This is a genomic window from Geomonas diazotrophica (assembly GCF_018919385.1).
GTDB classification, from domain to species: domain Bacteria; phylum Desulfobacterota; class Desulfuromonadia; order Geobacterales; family Geobacteraceae; genus Geomonas; species Geomonas diazotrophica.
Map to the genome: position 1 here is coordinate 172,932 of NZ_JAHLMF010000008.1, position 20,825 is coordinate 193,756.

At 61.4% G+C, this 20,825-nt stretch carries 19 protein-coding genes; 2 read left to right on the plus strand and 17 right to left on the minus strand.

The features are described from left to right. Positions 1-12 precede the first annotated feature (12 nt). The 3 genes from KOM00_RS10740 to KOM00_RS10750 all read right to left on the minus strand — a co-directional run bounded on the left by KOM00_RS10740 (position 13) and on the right by KOM00_RS10750 (position 5,266). Complete coding sequence (locus tag KOM00_RS10740; protein WP_216498913.1) at positions 13-2,973, minus strand: AAA family ATPase; 2,961 nt, start codon at positions 2,971-2,973, stop codon at positions 13-15. Then, positions 2,964-4,229 carry a metallophosphoesterase family protein gene (locus KOM00_RS10745; RefSeq protein ID WP_216498914.1) on the minus strand — a complete coding sequence of 422 codons (1,266 nt, stop codon included), beginning with the start codon at positions 4,227-4,229 and terminating at the stop codon, positions 2,964-2,966. The genes KOM00_RS10740 and KOM00_RS10745 overlap by 10 nt, the downstream gene beginning before the upstream one ends. 260 nt (positions 4,230-4,489) lie before the next feature. Beyond that, positions 4,490-5,266, minus strand: a complete 777-nt coding sequence (locus KOM00_RS10750) for a dienelactone hydrolase family protein (protein WP_216498915.1) — start codon at positions 5,264-5,266, stop codon at positions 4,490-4,492. A gap of 212 nt (positions 5,267-5,478) precedes the next feature. Between KOM00_RS10750 and KOM00_RS10755 the strand changes: the two genes are divergently transcribed. After that, positions 5,479-6,147, plus strand: coding sequence for a hypothetical protein (locus KOM00_RS10755; RefSeq protein ID WP_216498916.1), 669 nt, complete (start codon positions 5,479-5,481; stop codon positions 6,145-6,147). Here KOM00_RS10755 and KOM00_RS10760 read toward each other — a convergent pair. From KOM00_RS10760 to KOM00_RS10785, 6 genes are all read right to left on the minus strand, one after another. After that, the gene (locus tag KOM00_RS10760; protein WP_216498917.1) at positions 6,144-6,503 is read right to left on the minus strand and encodes a hypothetical protein; all 360 of its coding nucleotides are present in this window, start codon (positions 6,501-6,503) and stop codon (positions 6,144-6,146) included. The genes KOM00_RS10755 and KOM00_RS10760 overlap by 4 nt on opposite strands. A 19-nt stretch (positions 6,504-6,522) precedes the next feature. Further along, a complete protein-coding gene (locus tag KOM00_RS10765) occupies positions 6,523-7,002 on the minus strand; it encodes a YehS family protein (RefSeq protein WP_216498918.1) in 480 nt (159 codons plus the stop codon). A gap of 172 nt (positions 7,003-7,174) precedes the next feature. Continuing rightward, positions 7,175-8,980 (minus strand): ATP-dependent zinc metalloprotease FtsH, encoded by a 1,806-nt coding sequence (ftsH, locus tag KOM00_RS10770; RefSeq protein ID WP_216498919.1) that lies wholly within the window; start codon positions 8,978-8,980, stop codon positions 7,175-7,177. Between the two features lie 415 nt (positions 8,981-9,395). After that, positions 9,396-10,253 (minus strand): NAD(P)-dependent oxidoreductase, encoded by an 858-nt coding sequence (locus KOM00_RS10775; RefSeq protein ID WP_216498920.1) that lies wholly within the window; start codon positions 10,251-10,253, stop codon positions 9,396-9,398. Positions 10,254-10,361: 108 nt separating this feature from the next. Next, positions 10,362-11,018: an endonuclease III domain-containing protein gene (locus tag KOM00_RS10780; RefSeq protein ID WP_216498921.1), complete on the minus strand. Its 657-nt coding sequence runs from the start codon at positions 11,016-11,018 to the stop codon at positions 10,362-10,364. A gap of 1 nt (position 11,019) precedes the next feature. Further along, on the minus strand, positions 11,020-11,244 hold the full coding sequence (locus KOM00_RS10785) for a hypothetical protein (protein ID WP_216498922.1): 225 nt from the start codon (positions 11,242-11,244) through the stop codon (positions 11,020-11,022). A gap of 142 nt (positions 11,245-11,386) precedes the next feature. Here KOM00_RS10785 and KOM00_RS10790 point away from each other — a divergent pair, with 142 nt between their 5' ends. Continuing rightward, positions 11,387-12,244 (plus strand): PHP domain-containing protein, encoded by an 858-nt coding sequence (locus KOM00_RS10790; protein WP_216498923.1) that lies wholly within the window; start codon positions 11,387-11,389, stop codon positions 12,242-12,244. Positions 12,245-12,363: 119 nt separating this feature from the next. On the opposite strand, the gene KOM00_RS10795 is transcribed toward KOM00_RS10790, so the two are convergent. The 8 genes from KOM00_RS10795 to KOM00_RS10830 form a co-directional block, all read right to left on the minus strand. Next, positions 12,364-13,185 (minus strand): cytidylate kinase family protein, encoded by an 822-nt coding sequence (locus KOM00_RS10795; RefSeq protein WP_216498924.1) that lies wholly within the window; start codon positions 13,183-13,185, stop codon positions 12,364-12,366. Positions 13,186-13,353: 168 nt separating this feature from the next. Then, positions 13,354-13,890 (minus strand): rubrerythrin, encoded by a 537-nt coding sequence (rbr, locus tag KOM00_RS10800; RefSeq protein WP_216498925.1) that lies wholly within the window; start codon positions 13,888-13,890, stop codon positions 13,354-13,356. Between the two features lie 57 nt (positions 13,891-13,947). Further along, positions 13,948-14,631 (minus strand): MgtC/SapB family protein, encoded by a 684-nt coding sequence (locus KOM00_RS10805; RefSeq protein ID WP_216498926.1) that lies wholly within the window; start codon positions 14,629-14,631, stop codon positions 13,948-13,950. A 3-nt stretch (positions 14,632-14,634) separates the two neighbouring features. Then, a complete protein-coding gene (locus KOM00_RS10810; protein ID WP_216498927.1) occupies positions 14,635-15,501 on the minus strand; it encodes a GTP-binding protein in 867 nt (288 codons plus the stop codon). Between the two features lie 17 nt (positions 15,502-15,518). Further along, complete coding sequence (locus KOM00_RS10815; protein ID WP_216498928.1) at positions 15,519-16,421, minus strand: hypothetical protein; 903 nt, start codon at positions 16,419-16,421, stop codon at positions 15,519-15,521. Between the two features lie 5 nt (positions 16,422-16,426). Further along, entirely contained in the window at positions 16,427-17,599 is a 1,173-nt protein-coding gene (locus tag KOM00_RS10820; RefSeq protein ID WP_216498929.1) for an SPOR domain-containing protein, read from the minus strand. Positions 17,600-17,736: 137 nt separating this feature from the next. Further along, positions 17,737-19,836: an elongation factor G gene (gene fusA, locus KOM00_RS10825; protein ID WP_216498930.1), complete on the minus strand. Its 2,100-nt coding sequence runs from the start codon at positions 19,834-19,836 to the stop codon at positions 17,737-17,739. 208 nt (positions 19,837-20,044) lie between these two features. Further along, entirely contained in the window at positions 20,045-20,812 is a 768-nt protein-coding gene (locus tag KOM00_RS10830) for a type III pantothenate kinase (RefSeq protein WP_216498931.1), read from the minus strand. Between the last annotated feature and the right edge of the window lie 13 nt (positions 20,813-20,825).

Sequence of the window (20,825 nt, forward strand, 5' to 3'; positions counted from 1 at the left end):
GGGGGGTACATTTCAATCCAGCTGTATGGTCTGGTCGGTGATCTCGGTGAAGCTCACGTCGTGGCTCACCAGGAAAAGCTGGTCGTACCAGTGTTCGGTGACCTCCTCCTGGCCGACGTCGATGGCACGGAAGGCCTTGGCAAGGTTCTCGCGCCGCTCCGCGTCGAGGTTGGAGGTGGGCTCGTCGAAAAAGGCGATGCGCGCGCCGATGGTCTGCAACAGGGCCAGGCGCAGCGCAACCACGGCGCTCATCATCTGCCCGCCAGAGAGCTGGTCGTCGGTGCGCTCCCTGATGGCGCCGTCGGCCATGTCCTTCAACACGATCTGGTAGTTGTCTCCCCAGAGCAGTTCCTCGTCAGACTCGCAGATGCTGCGGTAGATGCGGTCGGCGCGGAAGCTGATCTCTTCCCTGAAGCGCTCGGAAAGCTGGGCGGAGACGTTCTTGAACACCTGGTTGCGCAGGAACTTCACCAGGTCGGCCTGCTCCTTCAGTTTTTCGATGGCGGCGAGCTTCTGCTCGATCTCGGCGGCAACGGCTCGCAGAGCGGCCGTTTCCCCCTCCAGCCGGGACACGCTTTCGCCGATCGCGCCGATCTCGGACGTGAGCCGGGTAGCCGTCATCACGAGCTGTTCGCGGTTGTTTTTCGCAGCCTCGTGCTGCTCGGGACGGTAATCGGCCACAAGTTTACCCAGTTCGGCCTGCTTGGCAGCCAGGGCCGAGGCGATCTCCTGCAGGCGGGCCAGGAATTTCTCCAGGGTTTCCTGACGCTTGTCCAACTCCTCAGCCGACTTCTGGTTGGCTATGTAGCTGTCGCGTGCCGGCTGGAAAGAAACCAGCTCCTGCCCCGCGTCCTCGATGCCGCGCTCCACGTCGGCGAACGCTGCAAGCTCGTTTTTGCGGGCTCCAATCTCGGTCGACAGCGCGGCGAGCCGTCCTTTGTGCAGCGTCACGGAATGCTCGCGCAGAGTCGCCTTCTTCTGTGCGCCGTCAAGTTCGCGCTGTTTTTGTTCCAGCGCCTCCGCCCGTGCGGAGAGTTCGGCAAGCTTGCGGGCACACTCCTGAACCGGCTCGCTTGCCAGCTTCACACGGTCCTCCAGTGCCGTCTCCAGCGCGTCGATCACGCGCTGCCAAGCATCGGTCACCTGGGACAGCGCGTCCCGGCGCTGCTGCGGAGCCGCAGCCAGGTCGAGCTCGGCGCTGGGCAGCTCGACCGAAACGGTTACAAGACCTGCAGTTGCCAGCCACTCTTCGAGCGGTGCACGAAGTGCCGATGCGGCGATCTGGGCGTAGTTGCGGCTGAATTCCTCTTCCTGCTTGGCCCGCTCCCGTCCCGCCTTGGCCAGCTCCACGCTGACCTGTTCCATCCCTGCCAGTTCGCGAACGGCCTGCTGCGCGCTGTTCACTTGTGCCGCCAGTTCGGCCGCCTCGCAGTCCAGTCCCGCGATTTCTTTATCGAGAACGGCGATGCGGGCGTCAAAGATACCGGCCGGATCGGCACCATTGAGGTTCTGACACGGCTCCAGGAAGAAGGGGCAGGCGCCTGCACCGATCTTCTCACGCCCCTCGACCAGCGAATGCTTGCGTCCTGCCAGCTCGGAACGTTGCGCCTGTATCTGCTCCAGCCGGGCCTGGCGCGCGGCGAGCTGCCCCGCTTCTGCCTTCAAGGGCCCACTTCCGGCCAGGAGTTGCTCCCGTTCCCGGATCTGCCTGTCGATCTCCTCGATCCGGCTGAGGGCGACGTGAAGGTATGGCAGCGTGGTCTCCATGCTGTGCATGGGGAGTTTGCGGAAGAAAACCCGGCTCTGTTCAGCCGCTTCCAGCCCCTGTGCCGCCTCGGCCTCCGATTTTTTCAGCTCCGCCAGTGCCGCCGCCAGCGATGCCTGGTCGCCGTGCAGGCGTTTCCACTCCTCGACCATCGACGATTTGGCGAGCTCGAGTTCGCGGCTCTCCGCGTCCAGCATCGCCTGTACGCTTCCCTGCTCCTTCTCCAGTTCGGCAAGCTTTCTTTCCAGTTGGTGCTTTTGTTGTTCCTGCTCGCGCAGCTCCTTTAGTCGGCCCTCGGCGGCGTCGTACGCTTTCTTACCCGCAGCCGCCGCAGCGACCTGCTCCGCCGCCTGCCGGGATTGTTCGACCAGGAGTTGCTGGTTGGAGACGTAGTTCTTCCCGGATTCGGCACGCTCTTCCAGCCCCTGCACTTCCTGCTGGACCGACTGGATCGCTTCCTTTTTCGACTCCAGGGCGTTGAGCAGGGTGCTCGCACGCTCAAGTTCTATGGTCTTCGTCGCCAGTTCGGCCTTCTTGGTCTCGCCCTGCGTCCGCAAAGCGGCGAGCTCCTCTTCCTTGGCCGGCAGGACGGCAACCTGCTCCGACTTGGTGTCGACCTCGGCCTGCAGCACATCGAGCTTTGCCTTAATGGTACTGGTCAAAACCTTTGTTTTGTCCTGAGTCTTGCGCCATGCGTCGATTCCCAGGATCTCGTCGAAGGCGTCCTGGCGCTTCGCGGGCTGCTTGATCACGAAAGGACCCAGGAAGTCGTTCTGGAAGGGGCCGATCACCAGCTTGAACTGCTCCGACAACGGCCGCCCGGCTGAGAGTCCGAGCAATTGCGCGATGCGGGCCTCGGTCTCCTCCATGTTGGCGTGCTCCTCGACCTCGAACTCGCCGCCGATCTCCTTGGCCAGCAGCCACTTCCCTGCGGTTCCCACGGTGCGGGTCACCCGGTACAGCTCTCCCGGCGCCGGCTCGAACACCACGCCGATTTCGCCGCGCTTGGCGCCGATGGTGAGAAAGCGCTCCGCATTGGAGACGAAGTCCTTGGCGTCGACGCCGAACAGGGCATAGCCGATGGCCTCGAAGATGGTGCTCTTGCCGGAGCCGTTCGCGCCGGAGAGGACGTTGATCCCTGGTGAGAAGACGAGTTCCTTGTCGCGGTGCGACTTGATGTTCCTGAGATGGACCGAGACTATGCGCACTGGTCACCTCCCGAGGAAAGCAGGCTCAGCAGTTCTTCCCCTTCCGCGTCTCCCTTGAGCACCAGGTCCCGTAGCGCCAGGCTGAGCCGCGTCAGTTCCTCCACGCGCCCCTGGTAGTGGCTGTTGGCGCCGATCAGTTCGCCCAGCACGTCCCGCTCGATCTCCGCGAGGCTCTTCTTGACCTTCTCCTCCCCTCCCCCTCCGGAAACCAGGGAGAGGTGGTTCTTGATCTCGAGGTGCAGCGGCTCGCAGACCTCGCACAGCGACGCGCGCAGGCGGTCGCGGCTCAACTCGAAGGGGTGGAAGCCGACCTTGCCGGCCAGACGCACCTCGACGAGCGGCGCACGCTCATCCCGGCAGCCGGCAAGCTTCTCCGCCATCTGGTTTCTGAACCGCTCCAGGGCGTCGGTGGCGTTGCCGGCGCCGTCCAGGTTCGCGGTGACGACCAGCATCGGACGCGGGGTGGTGCGGCGGAATTCGTGCCGGGCCGTGCCGTCCGGCTCCAGGGCAACCAGGTAATATCCCTTGTCGTAACGCTCCTCGCCGAAATTGACGCAGTCCGGTGAGCCGGGATTGAAGGCGTACGGGCGCCCTTCGGCATCGTTGACGATATAGGGCTTGTGCCCGTGGCCGAGGGCGACGTAATCGAAACATGCCGCCAGGGGCTGAGCCTCCTCGGGCTTGATGTTGCCGATTTCGACCGGCGAGTAGGTCCAGACCCCGACGTGGAAGAGCAGGATGTTCCGCTTCGTGCCGATCGCATCGCAGATGCGCGGCACGTGGTTCCCCGCTTGCGAGCCGATGTAGCCAAGGCCGTAGATGTTGACCCCCTTGACCTCGACATGGCCGCCGCTCCCCTGCTCGGGATCGAAGGGCTCGAAGAGGTAGCCGCCGTCTGCACTCCTTGAGGGACGCAGCAGGGAGATGTACCCAAGTTGCGACAGCGCTTCCATCCAGGAAACGCTGTCGCGGCGGTGGATCCAATCGTGGTTGCCCTCAACGGCAAGGCAGGGGATGCCGGCATCCTTGAGCGGTTGCAGGATCTCTATGGTCTTGGCGAAGGTCTTGGGGAGGATCTGGCCGGTATGGAACAGGTCGCCGCCGATCAGCACGAAGTCCACCTGTTCGCGCACGGCGTCGGCCACGATGGCGGCGAAGGTGGCGAAGAAGTCCTGGTAGCGCTGGGCATCGCAGCCGGAGCCACGGTAGGTCTTGCCGAGATGGATGTCGGAGGTGTGAATGAAGCGAACGGGCATGGAGGCTCCGGGAAAAGGAATTGCACAGGTATAACGCCGCCCGCGGGGGCAAGTCAAGCTCTCTAACCTGGCAGCTTCTGACGCAGTTCGAAGTACCGACCCCGGTCCCTGCGCCAATAGCTCGAGGCGCTCGGGAAGGTCGTACACGCAATAAGGTGGGAGCGAGTGATCGGTTCGTGTTGCAGGTAAGGGCACCGACGCCCCCCTCCCCGGATGGGGGCAGGGAGGGGGGTGAGGTGTGGGGCGAGGGTAAAAGGAAGCTAGAAGATCTCGCTGAAGAAGAGCTTCATCGCCTCGAAAGAACGTCGATCGGCTTTCTCGTTGTAGGCCGCGCCCTTGCTGTTGTCGTTGCCGGACTTGGGATTGGTGAAGCTGTGCACCGCGCCGCCATAGTAGTTCATCTGCCAGTCGACCTTCGCGTCGCGCATTTCCTTCTGGAAGGCAGCCACCTCATCCGGTTTCACGTACGGGTCGTCGGCCCCGTGCAGGGCCAGCACCTTGCCGCGTATGTTCCTGGCGTCAGCAGGGTTCGGTGTGCTGAGGCCACCGTGGAAGCTGACCGTCCCCAGGAGGTCGGCACCGCTTCTAGCCAGTTCCAGCGCCGCCGTTCCACCGAAGCAATACCCCATCACCGCCAGCCGCTTGGGGTCAACCTGCGGGAAACTGGCGAGCTTTGCCAGCCCTGCCGCACCGCGTGCACGAATCAGGCTCCGGTCGCTGCCCCGGTACTTCGCCGCCTCCTTGGCTGCCTGCTCCGGTCCTACCGGGCGCACCCCTTTGCCGTAGATGTCCGCGGCGAAGGCGACGTAGCCCAGCCTGGCAAGTTGCTCTGCCCGCATCTTCTCGTATGCAGTCACGCCGGTCCACTCGTGAATCACGAGCACACCGGGACGAGTCCCTTTGATCGCGTCGTCATAAGCCAGGTACCCCTCCAGGACCGTGTCCCCCTGGCGATACTCGACGTTTTGCCCTACCACGCCGGCGCTGGCACCTTGAGCCACCAGCGTCATCATCAATGCCAAAAGATACCTTTTCATGATCTCCTCCACGCTGCTGATTCCCAATGAAAGGGGCAAACGCAGCTCGATATGAAACAGCTCCCGTCTCATTAGCTAAAAGCGGATTACGTCATTGTATCAAAAACGATCGTTTGCCGCAGCCGGCGATGCGCTGCCGCTGCGGCTAGCGTTGACAGCAGTACTCCAATCAGTATCATTAACCAGTCGCGAAAGCATAACAGGAGGCTGTCATGAGACAATCAGACTCACGTCCTTTTATCGCTTGGCTGGCAGTAGCCCTCATAGTGACTTTCTCGGCGGGTTGCACGTCGTTGTGGACAGGGGGGCGGGAAGGGAAAAGCGCGCCACTGCAGACGGTCCAGGACGACCTGCAGTACGCACGGCAAAAAACGTGGGACACGCGCAAAGCGCTGGATGACGTGAGGTTCGCGAACCAAGCCGACCTGCCACGGGCCTACCGCGCCTTCAGGGAGGAAGTGAACACGATGACCGACGCGGGCATGAGGCTGGTGCAGCATGCCAACGGAATGCACTACATGGGGAACGCATACATCGTCGAGGCGGAACAATCGGCGGGACAGTGTCGCTACCCCCGGCTTTCCCGCAGTGCCCGGATGCCGCGCATGGAGTTGGGGGATGCCTTCGAACCGATAGACGAACAGGCGCAACAGGTGCAACGGGCCTACCGATCATTCCAGTTCGACATCCTGGCGATCGAGGGATACCTGTCCCGGGAGATGACCGAGAAAGGGGTTAGGGACATGGAGATCTTCATGCGCCGCAGCGAGGTGAACGGAGACAGCCTTTTGTATGCTCTGGAAGCGGAGCTGTCAGTGGTGGAGAGGGCAAAGAGGGCCTACAACGAAACTGCGCAGGGCAAGGAAGGCCTTAATCCCTAGCACTTCTCCGGATTATCGGCGTTGAGGGGAAGCTGGCAGTGCAGACACTTGCGCAGGTAAAGCAGAGCCATGCCGTGCATGTGAAAGTAATTGCGGCAGCGCGGGCAACGAGCGGTAGCGGAATAGAACATGGCGCCGAGCAGAACGGCGAACCAGACGAAAAAAACCGGCATGGAGCCGTTGAAGGAATGGGTAATCTTTTGGGTAACGTACATGGTGGGGAGGTAAACGATGAGAACAATCCAGAGGCACCACCGGCGCTTCCGCACCACCGCCAAACCACGGGCGATCTCGGCCGGGTCTATTTCGGCAGCTTCGGTCGCGGCAGCGGCCCCTTCGACGTCGTGACGGTCCAAGCGAACCTCCTTTCAGCCTTTAGTTCTGGGCACCTTCCCGGTATTTCATGGTCAGCCCCTTGAGAAAATTCCGCAGCATCTGGTCTCCGCAAGGCTTGTAATTGTCCTGCCCCTTGGCACGGAACACCGCGCTCAACTCGGACTTGGAAACCGGGAACTTGGCCAGTTTGAAGATCGCCAGCATCTCCTCCTCCTTGAGAGACAGGGCGATACGGATCTTCTTGAGGACGTCGTTGTTAGCCAACTGTGCGGGTGGCGGCGTGGCCTTGTCATCCCCCCCTTCCCGCTTGCCCCGCTTCAGTGCGATCAGGCCATCCAGGAAAGCCTGCAGCACCTCGTCGCTGCACTCGCGGAAGCCTTCCTCGTCGTCCTTTTTGACCAAACTGGTGATGTCCGCCTGCCCCATCTTCATGTCCGCAAGCCGAAAGGCCTCGACAACTGCCTGGGTGTTGAGGTTGAGGGCGTAGCGCAGCCTGCGGAAAACATCGTTGTTGGTCATCGGGTACTCCTATCGGTTCATACGGGCCGCAGCCCGGTTACTACATAGCATTTTACGGATGCGGTCTGCAAGTTAAGTTATTAGGTGAATAGTCGGGCCCCGGCGAATCGAAAGGCCCCTCTGCCACGTGGCAGAGGGGCCTTTTCATGTCGACGATTACCGAGGAATTTGACTATGCGGCGACGGCAGCCTGCATGGCTGTTTCCTCAACGGGCACAGCCAATCCAAGAATGGCGTCGATCTCGGCAGAGTCGAGGGTTTCCTTGACAACGAGCTCCCGCGTCAGCCGTTCCAGGGCATCCATGTTTTCCTTCAGCAAGGCCACCACGTCGGAGTAACAGCCGGTGACGATGGAGCGGATCTCGTTATCGATCTCGAGGGCGGTTACGTCGCTGAAACCTTTTTGTGACTTACCGCCTGAGTCCGTACTTTCGTTGTGGCCAAACGCGACGGGGCCGAAGGCGCGGGACATGCCCCACTCGCTTACCATTTTGCGCGCGGTGTCGGTGGCACGTGCCAGGTCGTTCCCGGCCCCGGTGGTGGTGGTGTTGTAGATAAGTTCCTCGGCCGCGCGTCCCCCCATGAGCACCTTGAGGTGGGCAACCAACATCTCCTTGGTGTAGCAGTAGATGTCGTCTTCCGGGATCTGGACCGTTACTCCCATCGCCCTCCCCCGCGGGATGATAGTCACCTTGTGCACCGGGTCGCACCCAGGGACGAGTTTCGCGACCAGAACGTGACCGGACTCGTGGTACGCCGTGGAAAGCTTGAGCTTTTCCGAGAGCACCATCGATTTCTTCTCCGCCCCCATCAGCACCTTGTCCTTGGCCAGGTCGAAATCAATCATCTCCACGGCGCCCTTGTTGGAGCGGGCGGCGAGGATGGCAGCCTCGTTCACCACGTTGGCCAGGTCTGCGCCGGAGAAGCCGGGGGTACCCCGGGCTATGACCATCAGGTCGACCTCATCGTGCAGCGGGACGTTCTTCGCGTGCACCTTGAGGATCGCCTCACGCCCCCTGATGTCGGGGGAGCCAACGGTGACCTGGCGGTCGAAGCGCCCGGAGCGGAGCAGCGCGGCATCGAGGATCTCGGGGCGGTTGGTGGCGGCCAGGACCACGATCCCGGAGTTGACCTCGAAGCCGTCCATTTCGACGAGCAACTGGTTCAGGGTCTGGTCGCGCTCGTCGCTCGCACCGCCTCCAGCGGCAGCGTCGCGCTTGCGCCCGACCGCGTCGATCTCGTCGATGAAGACGATGCAGGGCGCCGCCTTCTTGGCCTGTGCAAAGAGGTCCCGGACCCGGGAGGCGCCGACGCCGACGTACATTTCAACGAATTCGGAGCCGGAAATGGAGAAGAAGGGAACGTCGGCTTCGCCCGCGACTGCCCTGGCAATGAGCGTTTTGCCTGTGCCCGGAGGGCCAACGAGGAGCACGCCGGTGGGCATCTTGCCTCCGAGGGTTGAGAACTTCTCAGGATCCTTGAGAAACTCGACGGTGTCCAGCAGTTCCGCCTTGGCCTCCTCGGTACCGGCGACATCGCTGAAGCGGGTGGTCGATTCCGAGCCGTCGACCATCCGGGCCCGGCTCCGACCGATCCCGGTAAAACGCCTGAGGAAGGTAAACAGGAAGATTCCTATGGCGACGAGGAAACCGATCTCGAACCAGTTGGGGCCGCCGGAAGGAGGTGTGGAAGAGAAGTCGACCTTTTTGGCAATGAGCAGATCGCCCAGGTAGGCTCCGGCCGGGAGAAAGAGGCTGTACTTGTCGCCGTTTTTGGCTTCAGCGCTGATCTCGTCGCCGACGATCCTGACTCTGGATATGCTGCCGGCTGTCACCTTCTGGATGAAGGAAGTGTAGCTGATCTGTCTGCTGCGGTCCGCATGTGATTGCTGCCAGGAATAGAACCCGTACCCAGCCACTGCCAGAAAGCTCAAAGACAGTCCCAACAACATTAGCTTCTTGTTTCTCGTGTTCCCCATAATTCTCCTATTACTGCTGAAGTAGCAGCGAGGTTACGGTTGATACAATACTTTGTAATTTTTGAACTATTGTAATAGTGGCGCTTGTCAATAGGTGCATCAGACATTTCAACGAGGTTAACAAGCGTTAAAATTGATATTAAAGTTTCTATAAATGGAATGTCTATTTTTACTTCAATGGAAATAGCTTTGTACACTCAATTTTTTTTCATTGCCGCCGGCACTTGAAGATGTGCTGACGGAGACACCGAGAACAAGAAGAAGGGCAAAGGCGGGGCGAATGATTATTCGCCCCTACAGCGCTTCTGCCATGCAGGCATCCTCTACGAACCGCCCCTCCTTTGCGACGGCTGCGAGACAAAAAAAGGGGCACCCTTTTGGGGTGCCCCTTTAGAACGGCCTTGTTGATGGTCGGTTATTTGCGCAGCAGTTTCACGATGGCGGAGAAATCCTCCTCGCCCCTGCCGTCCTTCACGGCCTGATCGTAAATGGCAGAGACGGTTTTCGCGGCAGGGAGGTCGAGTCCCAGCGTCTCGGCCATCTCCAGCACGCGCCGCATCTGCGACTCCACGTACTTCAGTGCGAGGTTCCGGCTGAAGTCGCCACGCGCGATGGAGCGCCCCTTGGAGTGGAACAGCGGCGAGGCAACCCCGCCGGAATCAAGCACCTCGAGTATCTTGTCAGGTTTGAAGCCCATCTTTTCGCCGAAGACGAGCCCCTCGGACAGAGACTGCATCATCTCGGCCTGCAGCAGGTTCACGATCAGCTTCATGCGGGTGGCATCGCCGATCTTGCCGATATGGATGATGTTGAGGCCGAAATAGGAGAACGGCTCGCGGCAGCGCCCGAGCAGAGCCTCGTCGCCCCCGGCCAGGATGGTGAGTAGACCATTGGCCGCGTGCTCCTTGCTCCCCCAGACCGGCGCCTCCAGGAACATGACGCGACGCTTCTTCGCTTCCTCGGCCATACGCTCGATGGTCTCCAGGCAGTGGGTGCCCATGTCGACCAGGATGGTGCCAGGGTCGATCCCTTCGAGGACGCCATTCTCACCGAAGACAAGATACTTGCTCTCCGGCACGATGACGATGACCAGGTCCTGCCCCTTGGCAGTCGCCATCGGAGAATCGCCGACTTTGACGCCGAGTTTGGCAAGCTCAGCCATCGCGCTTGCATCCTGATCAAACACCGTTAATTGGTAGTCCGACTTGGCAAGGTTGGCTGCCATGTGAACACCGACGGTGCCCAGCCCGACAAAACCTATCTTCTTAAGCATAATCCCCCCAGAGTGGCTGATGCTCGGCATCAGCGGATAGCATTATTGCTGATCTTAAAAATCTCAAGGCCCCATTATACTCAAAGAGCAACTTTCTGCAACACTGTTTTATCTTGATTTGCCAATACCAACCCTGTCGCAGAACTGGTATAACGGGCAGGTTGAGCAGCGTGGCGAAAGCGGCGTGCACTGGTTCTGCCCGAAAGTTACCAGAAGATCGTTGATTATGATCCAGTACTCGACCGGAAGCTTCTCTCTCAGGGCAAATTCGGTCTGTTCGGGCGTGCTGGTCTTCACATAGCCCCAGCGGTTGCAGATCCGATGCACATGAATGTCGACACAGATGCCTTGCTTGCCAAATCCGAGGGTGAGTACCAGGTTGGCGGTCTTCCTCCCCACCCCCTTGAACTTCAACAGCGTCTCCAGGTCGTCCGGGACCGCTCCGTCGTAGCGCTCGCACAGGGAACGCGAGATTTCGAGAATCTGCTCGGCCTTGACGCGGTAGAAACCGACGGGGTAGATGGCGGCCTCGATCTTCGGCACGTCGAGCCGGACCATCTTTTCTGGAGAATCCGCCAGGGCGAAGAGACGGGCCGAACCCTCAGCGGTAGTCTGATCACGGGTGCGCAGCGACAAGATGCAGGAGATCAGCACCTTGTAAGGATCACGCCCCTGCGTGGCGACTATGGTCACCGCCGGGCTCACCCAGGCCTTGACCGCCTCGGTCAAGACCGCTATGGCCTGGTGAATCTGGTCGTCCCTCATGTCACAGCCTGTTGGTGACCACACGCATTACCAGCACCCCCATGATCGACGCAAGGAGCCCCACGCACACCAGCAGGATGCCGATGCTGCGCCCCTCCCCCCAGCCGAGCAGGTCCTGGTTCTTCATAAACGCTATGAGTCCGAGTCCCGTGAAGGTGAGAATCCCCCCTATGATGAATGTCGACAGCGCGAACACCGCACCTGCCATACCCTTGCTCTTTGCCACACACACCCCTGTTCATCTTGAAAAAAAGTAATGCTTCCTTATACAAGATGGTACCGGTCAAGGCAACTGCTAAGTGCGTCCTTAACGGTTGCACAAACGTGAGAAACCCCTATAATGGCCTGATCAAATCAGAGGGAGATACATGAAAGAACTGGTAGATCTGCATATGCACTCCACATTTTCGGATGGGGTGCGCACTCCGACCGAGCTGGTAGCGATGGCCAAAGGGTTGGGTCTCAAGGCGATCGCGCTGGCCGATCACGACACGGTGGACGGCATCGACGAGGCGCTCGCGGCAGGCGCAACCGCCGGTGTGGAGGTGCTGCCCGCACTGGAATTCTCGGTGGCGTACAGCTCCTTCCGCGACGTGCACCTGCTCGGATACCTGCTTGATCACCGCGACCCGCAGCTGCAGTCGATTCTAAAGGAATTCCGGGACAGGAGGGAGACCCGCGGCGAGGCCATCGTGGGGCGAATCAACGAGAAGCTGGCCGCTGAAGGAAGAGCGCCCATCTCCAGCGCCGAGGCGGCCGCCCTGGCGGGTGGGGCACTGGGTCGCCCGCACATAGCCCAGGTGCTGATGGGCAGGGGGTACGCCCGCGACATGCAGGACGCCTTCGTGCGCTACCTGCTTCCCTGCGACGTGCCCAAACGCTACTTCCCGATGGAAGAAGCCCTGGCGACGGTCCAGAGACTCGGCGGGGTGGCGGTACTCGCCCATCCCACCACCATCACCAACGACCGCGACTCGCTGAATCGAATCATCGACCAGCTGTGCGCCATGGGGCTCGCGGGCGTAGAAGCATTCAACAACGTCTGCAACGAACAGGAAAGCGCCTTCCTGCTCTCCAGCGCCGAGAAAAAAGGGCTCATCTGGACCGGTGGTTCCGATTACCACGGCATAGAGGAAGGGATCAGCATGGGCACCGGCAAGGGGACCATGGCCGTTCCCTACAGCTGCGTCGAGGCGTTGAAGCGGGTGCAAAAAGAGAGAAGCTAAAAAAAGCGAAGGGGCTGGGGGCTGGAAGCTGGGGGCTGGGAAAACCAATCGTTTTCCCGTCCCTGACCTCAAGCGCCCAGCCCCTTCTTTTTCGTTGCGCCGGTCCCTAGTCCCTGCCGCTAGTCCTTCACCGGCTTGTAGCTAAGCACATCCAGCTCGCTCTCAACGTCGGTAACTCCCTCAACCGATTTGGCCAGTTCGATGGCCTCCTCAATCTCCTCCTCGCTCTGCACGTGCCCGGCCAGGGTGACTACGCCGTCTTCACAGCTGATGCAGAACTTGAGAGCGCGGGCCAGCGACGACTTGAGCAACTCGGCCTCGACCCTCTTGGCCACGATCAGGTCTTCGAGCAGCGCCATGGACTCTTCCTCCCCTTCCTTGAGGCGGGGATCCTTGGAGGCCGCGATGATGGCCTCGATCATGGCGTGGGAGCTGGAAACTTCCGTATTGAAAATGAGATCATACGCGAGCGGGTCGTTCCAATCGCGGTTGAAGTAAAAGTGGATAAAGCCTCCCAACTGGTGATCGCTCCTCCTGATCAGTTCGCGGGCCAGGTCCGGATCGATCCACTCCCTCTCGGCAAACTTTTCCACCCTGTCTTCAAAGGGCGCTATGAAGCGGACCCTGAGCACGTTCGTCAAAACCTTGATGAGATCCTGCGCTCCCCTTCCGTAGAGGATCACGTTGCCCTTCTTGGCGCAGTCCAGCAGGATGAGCTCCATGGTGGCAAGATGTGCGGCTTGGAGGCGGTCCTCGGCGGTCCGGTAGGACGGCGGCTTCTCGTCCACCCTTTCCAGGATCTCGGGGGTCAGGCCGTACGCTGGGGCCAGTTCCTCGATCTTCACCCGGTCAACGAGGGTGTACTTGAGCTTCTTTGCCAGTTCCTTGGCAATGGCATAGGCGCCGGTACCCATCTCCCTGGATATTGTGATGATTGCCATGCAAGCCTCCTTTGCTAATGAGAAACCGCCGCATCATAGCACGTAAAGTCTGCCGTATACAAGGGTTTTTGCTGTCTTGGATGAACTGCACGCAGCGTAGAGGCAGGCCTGACGGGGATGGAGCGGAACAGGGGCGAGGGAGAACGGCTCTCCCCCACCCCGGGCAGGTCAGTAGTTTTCAGCGAGACGCTCGAAGTGCGCCTTGGGATGGTGGCATACCGGGCAGATATCCGGCGCGGCGGTTCCCTCGTGGATGTGGCCGCAATTACGGCACTTCCAGCTGGTCGGAGCCTCTTCGGTGAAGACGGTCCCCTCTTCTATCGAAGCCAACAGCGCCTTGTAGCGCTCCTGGTGCGCCTTCTCGATGGCGGCGATGCCGTCGAACACGGCGGCGATGGCGGTGAAGCCCTCTTCACGCGCCTCCTTGGCCATGCGGGGGTACATATCCACCCACTCCGCGTACTCGCCTGCCGCAGCGGCCTTCAGGTTGGTGATGGTGTCGCCGAGGCCGGAGAGCGCCTTGAAATGCAGCTTGGCGTGCTCCTTCTCGTTCTCAGCCGTTTCCAGGAACAGTGCCGCGATCTGCTCGTACCCTTCCTTCTTGGCCACTGCCGCGTAGTAGGTGTACTTGTTACGGGCCATCGACTCGCCGGCGAACGCTTCCTGCAGGTTCTTTTCAGTCTTGCTTCCTTTCAGTTCCGCCATGCTCTGTTCTCCTTTTCACATTCGTTTTCCTGTGGTTTACCAAATACGGCAACGAGGTCAGTCGATGCCGACCCTCTTCACCCCGTCGATGGCGCTCAGGCGCATAAGGAGATCTGCCGTCGACGCCTTCTTGGGTTGTTTTACCTGGAATTCCAGGAACATGACGCCGTGTTCCATATCCCTTTGCAGCTTGGCGTCAACCCGTTCGATGCCGCTGCCTTCCAGGGTCTGGTAGACCCGCGAGATGAAATCACCGCGGTCCTCCCCCCAGACCTTCACCAGCACATAGGTGTCGCGTGACAGCCGCTTCTCCACCTCCTTCAGCAACAGGAGGTTCACCAGGGCCACCAGGGTTACCGAAACGGCAAGCCAGAACAGGCCGATGCCGCAGGCGACGCCGAGGGCCGCAGCGACCCAGAGGCAGGCCGCCGTGGTGAGGCCGCGAATCGAGGCGCGTTCCCGGATGATGGCGCCGGCGCCGAGAAAACCGATGCCGGTAACGACCTGGGCGGCCACCCGCCCGGGGTCGACGCCTGCCGGGCCGTTGCCGCTGAAATTACCGAAGATACGGTAGATCTCCAGCGAGGTGATGGTGAAAAGGCACGAGCCGAGAGAGACCAGCAGGTGGGTGCGAAATCCCGCCGGACGCCCGTGGATCTCGCGCTCCAGGCCGATCAGCCCTCCCAGGAAGGAGGCGAGCAACAGGCGGCACAGCAGATAGATGTCGAAGTCGGGACCCAAGGGCTACTCCTCGGAAAGCCCGAGCGACAGGGTAAGCACCACCGTCTTCTCCCGGGCACCGCTGCGGATGGTCAGCGGCACGCGGATCAAATCGCCAGCGGCCACCGGGTCACCGGCTATCTCGAGCGAAAGGTCTTCTTCCGCTGGTGCCGCCGGAGCAACCGTCGGCTGCACCGAAGCGGGCGCAGCGGGAGGCGCCTCCTTAACGGGCGGCGTCGGAGCGGCCACCGGTGCGGGGCTCTCCACCATGTGCTGCAGTCCTTCTCCGCTGGCTATGGCGTCGGCACCCCTGGTGCGCAATCCGGTCAGGACGCTCTTCACCAGCGCCATGAGCCCCTGCAGAACGCCTTCGCCGGTCTGGCTGCAGGTCTGGAAGCTGGCAAGGCCCGAGGGGTTCAGCTGCTGCTCCAGCTGAGTCAGGGGTGACACGTCGGGAAGGTCGCTCTTGTTGTACTGCAGGATCGCCGGGATGGTGGCCAGGCTCTGACCGTACCCGTTCAGGTAGTCGACGAGCTGGTCCAGCGCGGTCTTGTTGTCAGCCACCCGCTGCGAGGCGGAGTCCGCCACGAAGACCACGCCGTCGGCTCCCTTCAGCACCATCTTCCAGGCAGCCGGATCGACCAGCGGCCCCGAGACGGTGTAGAGGTGAAAACGGACCCGGAAACCGTCGACGTTGCCGTCGCCGGGCGGGGTGAAATCGAAGAACAGCATGCGCGCGCCCTGCACGCTCATGACCTTCAATGCGCCACGGAATTCCGGTTTCAGCTTGTTGAAGACGTGCCTGAGGCTGGTGCCCTTCCCGGCCTGTCCCGGCCCGAAAAAGACTATCTTCGCGTTTATTTCACGTTTTGCCTGGTTCACCAGAGCCATACGTAGATCCCCCTGAATTACGCTTTTTCCTTCCTGCTCAACAAAATCTTACGGGCCTGCGTCGCTAATATCGTGTTGATGTTCCTGCTTTTGGCCAGGTTGGCGAGGTCCTTCTCGCCCAGGGTCCCGAGAAAGCGCAGCGCATTTGGTAGCGGCGTCTTGTGGTTTTCCACCAGCGCCTTCCTGATCTGCCCGTTCTTGATCCACTCCTTGTTGGCGCAGATGACCCGTATGATCTCGTCGTTTTGTATCTGGGACTTGGCGATGCCAAGCACCTCCGCCTCCGTCATGCGAGGATTCTTGATCGCCGCACCCGATACAAGCTTGTTGTTGTCCTTGATCAGGATGGCGCGCCACTCCTTGTCGCCGGTCATGGCCATCTTGATCTTGTCGCTCACCCCCATCGACTGGGCCATCTGGTACTTGGACTGGTACTCCTCCTCGTCGATAGGCTCCTCGTCATCTGGGGTGGGCTTCTCGTCCGTCTCGTCCAGATCGCGCTCCGCGTGGGGCGCCGCGTGTTGCGGCGCAGCCTGGTGAGTTCCGGGGGGCGCGACCCCCTGCGCGGCGAGAAAGGCCGATGCTTTCTCGCTCAGGCTCGGGTGCGCGGCAAGAAGCGGTGCGATATCGCCCTTCATGCCGTGCAGCTGAACCAGGGCATCCAGGATCTGCGGGTGGAGCTCGCGATCGGCCAGGACCTGTTCGAGCAGCGGCCGTTCCAGTGAACGCAGCGATCCCATCGCCTGCTGCTTCACCTCCTGGTCGGGATCATGACAGAGGTAGTACAAAAGCAGCACTAGGTCGCCCGGCGGGAGCGACACCCGGCCGGAAGCGGCCAGCAGCCGGTTCTCCCTGGGCTTGTCGGCCCCGACGTACGGGGCCGCCGCCGCTGAAATCCTGAAGGTGACCTTCGACGACACTTTTGCTATTTCCCTGCCTTGACGACCTTCGCTGAAAGGCCCGTCTTCTTGAGGTTCGCCGCCGCCTTCTCGGCGCTACTAGGATCGGCGAAGCTCCCGCCACGAACCTTCACCACCGTCACCGGGATGTTCGCCTTCTTGAGCACCAGACGGACCCCCTTGTCGTAGAGACGGTCCTGTTCCACAGCGGCCTTCCCTTCCCGCATGAAGGAACCGGCGTAGACAGCGTAGCGGCCGCCTTCCTTGAGCATGAAAGCGTTGGGGGCGACACCTTTGAGGCGAGTCAGCTCTTCGGAGGCCTCGTCACGGCTGGCGAAATCGGCCAGGAACAGGCGGTGCATCGGCTCGCCTTTGTGGGCCTTGGTGGTGACCACCGGGGCGATCCCGGCCTTCTTCAGCTTTGCGGTCACCGATGAGACTTCGCTTTCGGCAATGTCACTGTCGAGTTCAAGGGCAAAGGCACCCGCCTTGGCCTTGGCAGCGGCCTTGGTTGCAGGCTTTGCGGTTTTCGTCTCTTTGGCGACTTTGTCGGCCGGCTTGGCTTGCTTGGCGGCAGCAGGCTTCGCTTCCTTGGCAGCGGCAGGTTTGGCCTCTTTGCCGGCTGTCGCGGGCTTGGTATCCTTGGCGGCCGGTTTGGCCTCCTTCCCGGGGGCGGGTTTGGCTGCCGCTGCGGCAGGTGCCGCAGCTGCGGGCTTGCCCGGCTGTGCGGCGGGCGCCGGTTTGGCAGCAGGTGCGGCAGGCGCACCCGGCTTAGCGGCAGGAGCGGGTTTTGCCTCGCCCGGCTTATTCCCGGCAGGTTTCCCCGCGGCAGGTTTTGCCTCACCCGGCTTGCCAGTCGCAGCCGCGCCAGCAGGCTTGCCAGCCGTAGCCTCAGCAGAAGGCTTGCCGGCCGTAGCCTCGGCAGAAGGCTTGCCGGCCATAGCCTTGGCGGAGGCCGGAGCTTGTGCGGAGGAGCCTGTCTCCTGAGGGCGCGGCGGCAGCGGTTTTTTGACTACGGCCGGGGCAGGAGCCGGCGGCGGAGGCGCGGATGCCTCCTCGCGGGGCTTGATCAGCCCGGTGAAGAAGTAAAGGTAGGCGAAAAGGGCGATGAGCAGCAGCAGAAGCAGAAGAAGCCGCTGTTGCGAACTCTTCTTATGGTCTACGGTTTCATCTTCATCGGGTGTAAATTGCTTCGCCATCTGGCTCATCCTCCCTGTCATGACATTCGAAATTAAGCCTGCCCGGCCTCCCACCTTCGCCGAGGCTGCGGTGGACATCGCCCACCTTCGCCAAGGCTACGTTGGGAGACCGGGCAGCAGCCAAGCTGAAATCTCAGCTATGCGCTCTTGTGGTTGTTGTTCTTCTGATCCTGCGCCTCGGCGATGATCTTCTGGGCCAGGTGGCTTGGAACCTCCTCGTAGTGGGAGAATTCCGAGCTGAACATGCCGCGGTCGCTGGTCACGGAGCGCAGGTCGTTGGAGTAGGTAAGCACCTCCGACATCGGCACCACGCTCCTGATGATCTGCGAGTTCGCCTTGGGCTCGACCCCGACCACCTTACCGCGCCTGGAGTTGAGATCGCCGATCACATCCCCCATGTTCTCGTCCGGGACGGTGATCTTCATGTTGACGATCGGTTCCAGAAGGACCGGCTTGCACTGCTCCATCGCCTTTTTGAAGGCCATGGAGCCGGCCACCTTGAAGGCCATCTCCGAGGAATCGACGGTGTGGAAGGAGCCGTCGAAGAGAGCTACCTTGAAATCCACCACCGGGTTGCCGGCCAGGAAACCCTCCTTGGCCGCCTCCTGGATCCCCTTGTCGACCGCCGGGATGTACTGGCGCGGGATCACGCCGCCGACGATCTTGTCCTCGAACTTGTACCCCTCGCCGCGCGGCAGCGGGGAGAGTTCGATCCAGCAGTCGCCGTACTGGCCGCGCCCGCCGGACTGCTTCTTGTATTTGCCCTGTACCTTCGCGGAGCCGCGGATGGTCTCGAGGTAGGGAACCTTCGGCGTCTTCAGGATGACGTCGACGCCGAACTTGCGCTTCAACTTCTCGACCACCACCTCGAGGTGCACCTGCCCCATCCCGGAGATGATGAACTCGCGGGTCTGCGGGTCGCGGTGACTCTCGATGGTCGGGTCCTCTTCGATCATGCGCTGCAGGGCGCTGTGGATCTTGTCCTCGTCGTTCTTGGTCTTGGGCTCGATGGCGTAGGAGATCACCGGCTGGAGCGGCTGGGCCGGTTCGTACACGATCGGTTTCGCCTCGTCGCAGAGGGTGTCGCCGGTAACCGTCTCCTTCAGTTTCGCCACGGCCACGATGTCCCCTGCCACGGCCTGCTTGATCGGGTGCTGCTTCTTCCCTTCCAGCTCGAAGATCTGGCCGATGCGCTCCTGGACACCCTTGGTCGAGTTATAGACCAGCGAGTCGGAGTTGAGCACGCCCGAGTACACGCGGAAGATGGTGATCTTGCCGGTGTAGGGATCGGAGGTGGTCTTGAAGACCAGCGCCGAGAACGGCTCGTTCTCCGCAGGTGCGCGCTCGATGACCTGTTCGGTCTTGGGGTCCGTCCCCACCGCCGCCGTGCGGTCCAGGGGGGACGGCAGGAAGTCGCAGATCGCGTCCAGCAGCTGGGCCACACCGATGTTCATGGCAGCCGAGCCGCAGAAGACCGGGGTGAAGGTACTGCGCATGGTGCCGACCCTGAGCCCGTCCAGGATCTCCTCTTCCGAAAGTTCGCCGGAATCGAGGAACTTCTCGGTGAGGGCGTCGTACGCCTCGGCCACCGTCTCGACCATCATTTCCCGCAGGCGTCTGGCCTCATCGAGGCACTCGGCCGGGACCTCACCCTCGGTGAACTTCCCGGAGAGGTCCTTCTGGTAGCGGTAGGCCTTCATCCGCACCAGGTCGACGACCCCCTCGAAGTTCTCTTCGGCGCCCAGAGGCATCTGCACCGCGACCCCCCTCGCCCCCAGCGCCTTTTCCATGTCGTCGATGGCGCGCAGGAAGCTGGCACGCTCGCGGTCCATCTTGTTCACGAAGGCGATGCGCGGGACCTCGAACTCGTTGGCCCACTGCCAGACCTCCTCGGTCTGAACCTTGACGCCCGAGATGGCGGAGAGGATCACCACGGCGCAGTCGAGCGTCCTCATGCAGGCACGGGTGTCGGCAATGAAGTTTCCGTATCCCGGGGTGTCGACTATGTGGATGGAGTGCCCTTTCCACTCGCAGTGGTCCAGGGAGGAGGTGATCGAGATGCGGCGCTTGATCTCTTCGGGCTCGAAATCCATGGTGGAGCTGCCGTCGTCCACCCTCCCCAGCCGGTCGATCATGCCCGTGTCGAACAGGATCGCCTCGGCCAGCGAGGTCTTGCCGGCACCTCCGTGAGCTACAATACCGAGGTTACGCAGTTTTGCCGTTTCATACCTTCCCATAGTGCCCTCCCTTTAGAATGAAGATCATCAATGACCTACGCTTCAACGAGAAACCGACTTGAGCAAAGCAGACGAAACAAACAACTAGCTACCAACTACCTGGCTGGACTCTCACAGGATTTTCGCGTACCTCCCTCACCCGCTTGTTACGCGCGTGAACTGACTGTCCCGGTTTTTGAAGCGGCTTCCCGCCGCCGTCACTGAAAGCCTAGGGCTTGTTCCTCTTGTAGATGATGCGCAGCCCTTCCAGGGTGAGGAATTCGTCCACCGCCTCGATGGTGCTCGATTCCGGCGCGATCAGGGAGGCGAGCCCCCCGGTTGCGATGACCTTGACGTTTTCCTTCCCCTCAGCCTTCATGCGCTGCACGATGCCGTCCACGAGCCCAACGTAGCCGAAGAAGATGCCGGCCTGCATGGAGTTCACCGTGTTCTTGGCGATGATGCTGGGGGGGCGGGCGATGTCGACCCGCGGCAGCTTGCTCGCCTTCTGGAACAGGGCCTCCATGGAGATGGCAAGCCCGGGGGCTATGGCCCCGCCGCAGTACTCGCCCTTCTTGTTGACGTAGTCGAAGGTGGTGGCGGTGCCGAAGTCGACGATGATGAGCGGCGAGCGGTACTTCTCGAAGCCGGCGATGGCGTTCACGATCCGGTCCGCCCCCACCTCTTTTGGGTTGTCGTAATGGATCGGCATGCCGGTCTTGATGCCGGGGCCGACCACGTAGGGGGTGATCTTGAAGTATTGGCGGGCCAGCTTTTCCAGGACGCCGGTCAGGGTCGGCACCACCGAGGAAACGATGATGTCCTTCACGTCGGAAAAGACGATCCCCGACAGGCGGAACAGGTCGTGGAAGAGTATGCCGTACTCGTCGATGGTCTTGGACTTGTCGGTGGAAACCCGCCAGTCCTGGACCAGTCGCTCCTCATCGTATATCCCGAGAACGATGTTGCTGTTCCCTACGTCGATCACCAAAAGCAAAAGAAACCTCCTA

What these genes read in the sequence shown, in the direction of transcription:
- KOM00_RS10745 (WP_216498914.1), bottom strand. Translation starts at nt 4,229, where the DNA reads ATGCCCGTTCGCTTCATTCACACCTCCGACATCCATCTCGGCAAGACC.
- KOM00_RS10750 (WP_216498915.1), bottom strand. Translation starts at nt 5,266, where the DNA reads ATGAAAAGGTATCTTTTGGCATTGATGATGACGCTGGTGGCTCAAGGT.
- KOM00_RS10755 (WP_216498916.1), top strand. Translation starts at nt 5,479, where the DNA reads ATGAGACAATCAGACTCACGTCCTTTTATCGCTTGGCTGGCAGTAGCC.
- KOM00_RS10765 (WP_216498918.1), bottom strand. Translation starts at nt 7,002, where the DNA reads ATGACCAACAACGATGTTTTCCGCAGGCTGCGCTACGCCCTCAACCTC.
- ftsH (WP_216498919.1), bottom strand. Translation starts at nt 8,980, where the DNA reads ATGGGGAACACGAGAAACAAGAAGCTAATGTTGTTGGGACTGTCTTTG.
- KOM00_RS10775 (WP_216498920.1), bottom strand. Translation starts at nt 10,253, where the DNA reads ATGCTTAAGAAGATAGGTTTTGTCGGGCTGGGCACCGTCGGTGTTCAC.
- KOM00_RS10780 (WP_216498921.1), bottom strand. Translation starts at nt 11,018, where the DNA reads ATGAGGGACGACCAGATTCACCAGGCCATAGCGGTCTTGACCGAGGCG.
- KOM00_RS10790 (WP_216498923.1), top strand. Translation starts at nt 11,387, where the DNA reads ATGAAAGAACTGGTAGATCTGCATATGCACTCCACATTTTCGGATGGG.
- KOM00_RS10795 (WP_216498924.1), bottom strand. Translation starts at nt 13,185, where the DNA reads ATGGCAATCATCACAATATCCAGGGAGATGGGTACCGGCGCCTATGCC.
- rbr (WP_216498925.1), bottom strand. Translation starts at nt 13,890, where the DNA reads ATGGCGGAACTGAAAGGAAGCAAGACTGAAAAGAACCTGCAGGAAGCG.
- KOM00_RS10810 (WP_216498927.1), bottom strand. Translation starts at nt 15,501, where the DNA reads ATGGCTCTGGTGAACCAGGCAAAACGTGAAATAAACGCGAAGATAGTC.
- KOM00_RS10820 (WP_216498929.1), bottom strand. Translation starts at nt 17,599, where the DNA reads ATGGCGAAGCAATTTACACCCGATGAAGATGAAACCGTAGACCATAAG.
- fusA (WP_216498930.1), bottom strand. Translation starts at nt 19,836, where the DNA reads ATGGGAAGGTATGAAACGGCAAAACTGCGTAACCTCGGTATTGTAGCT.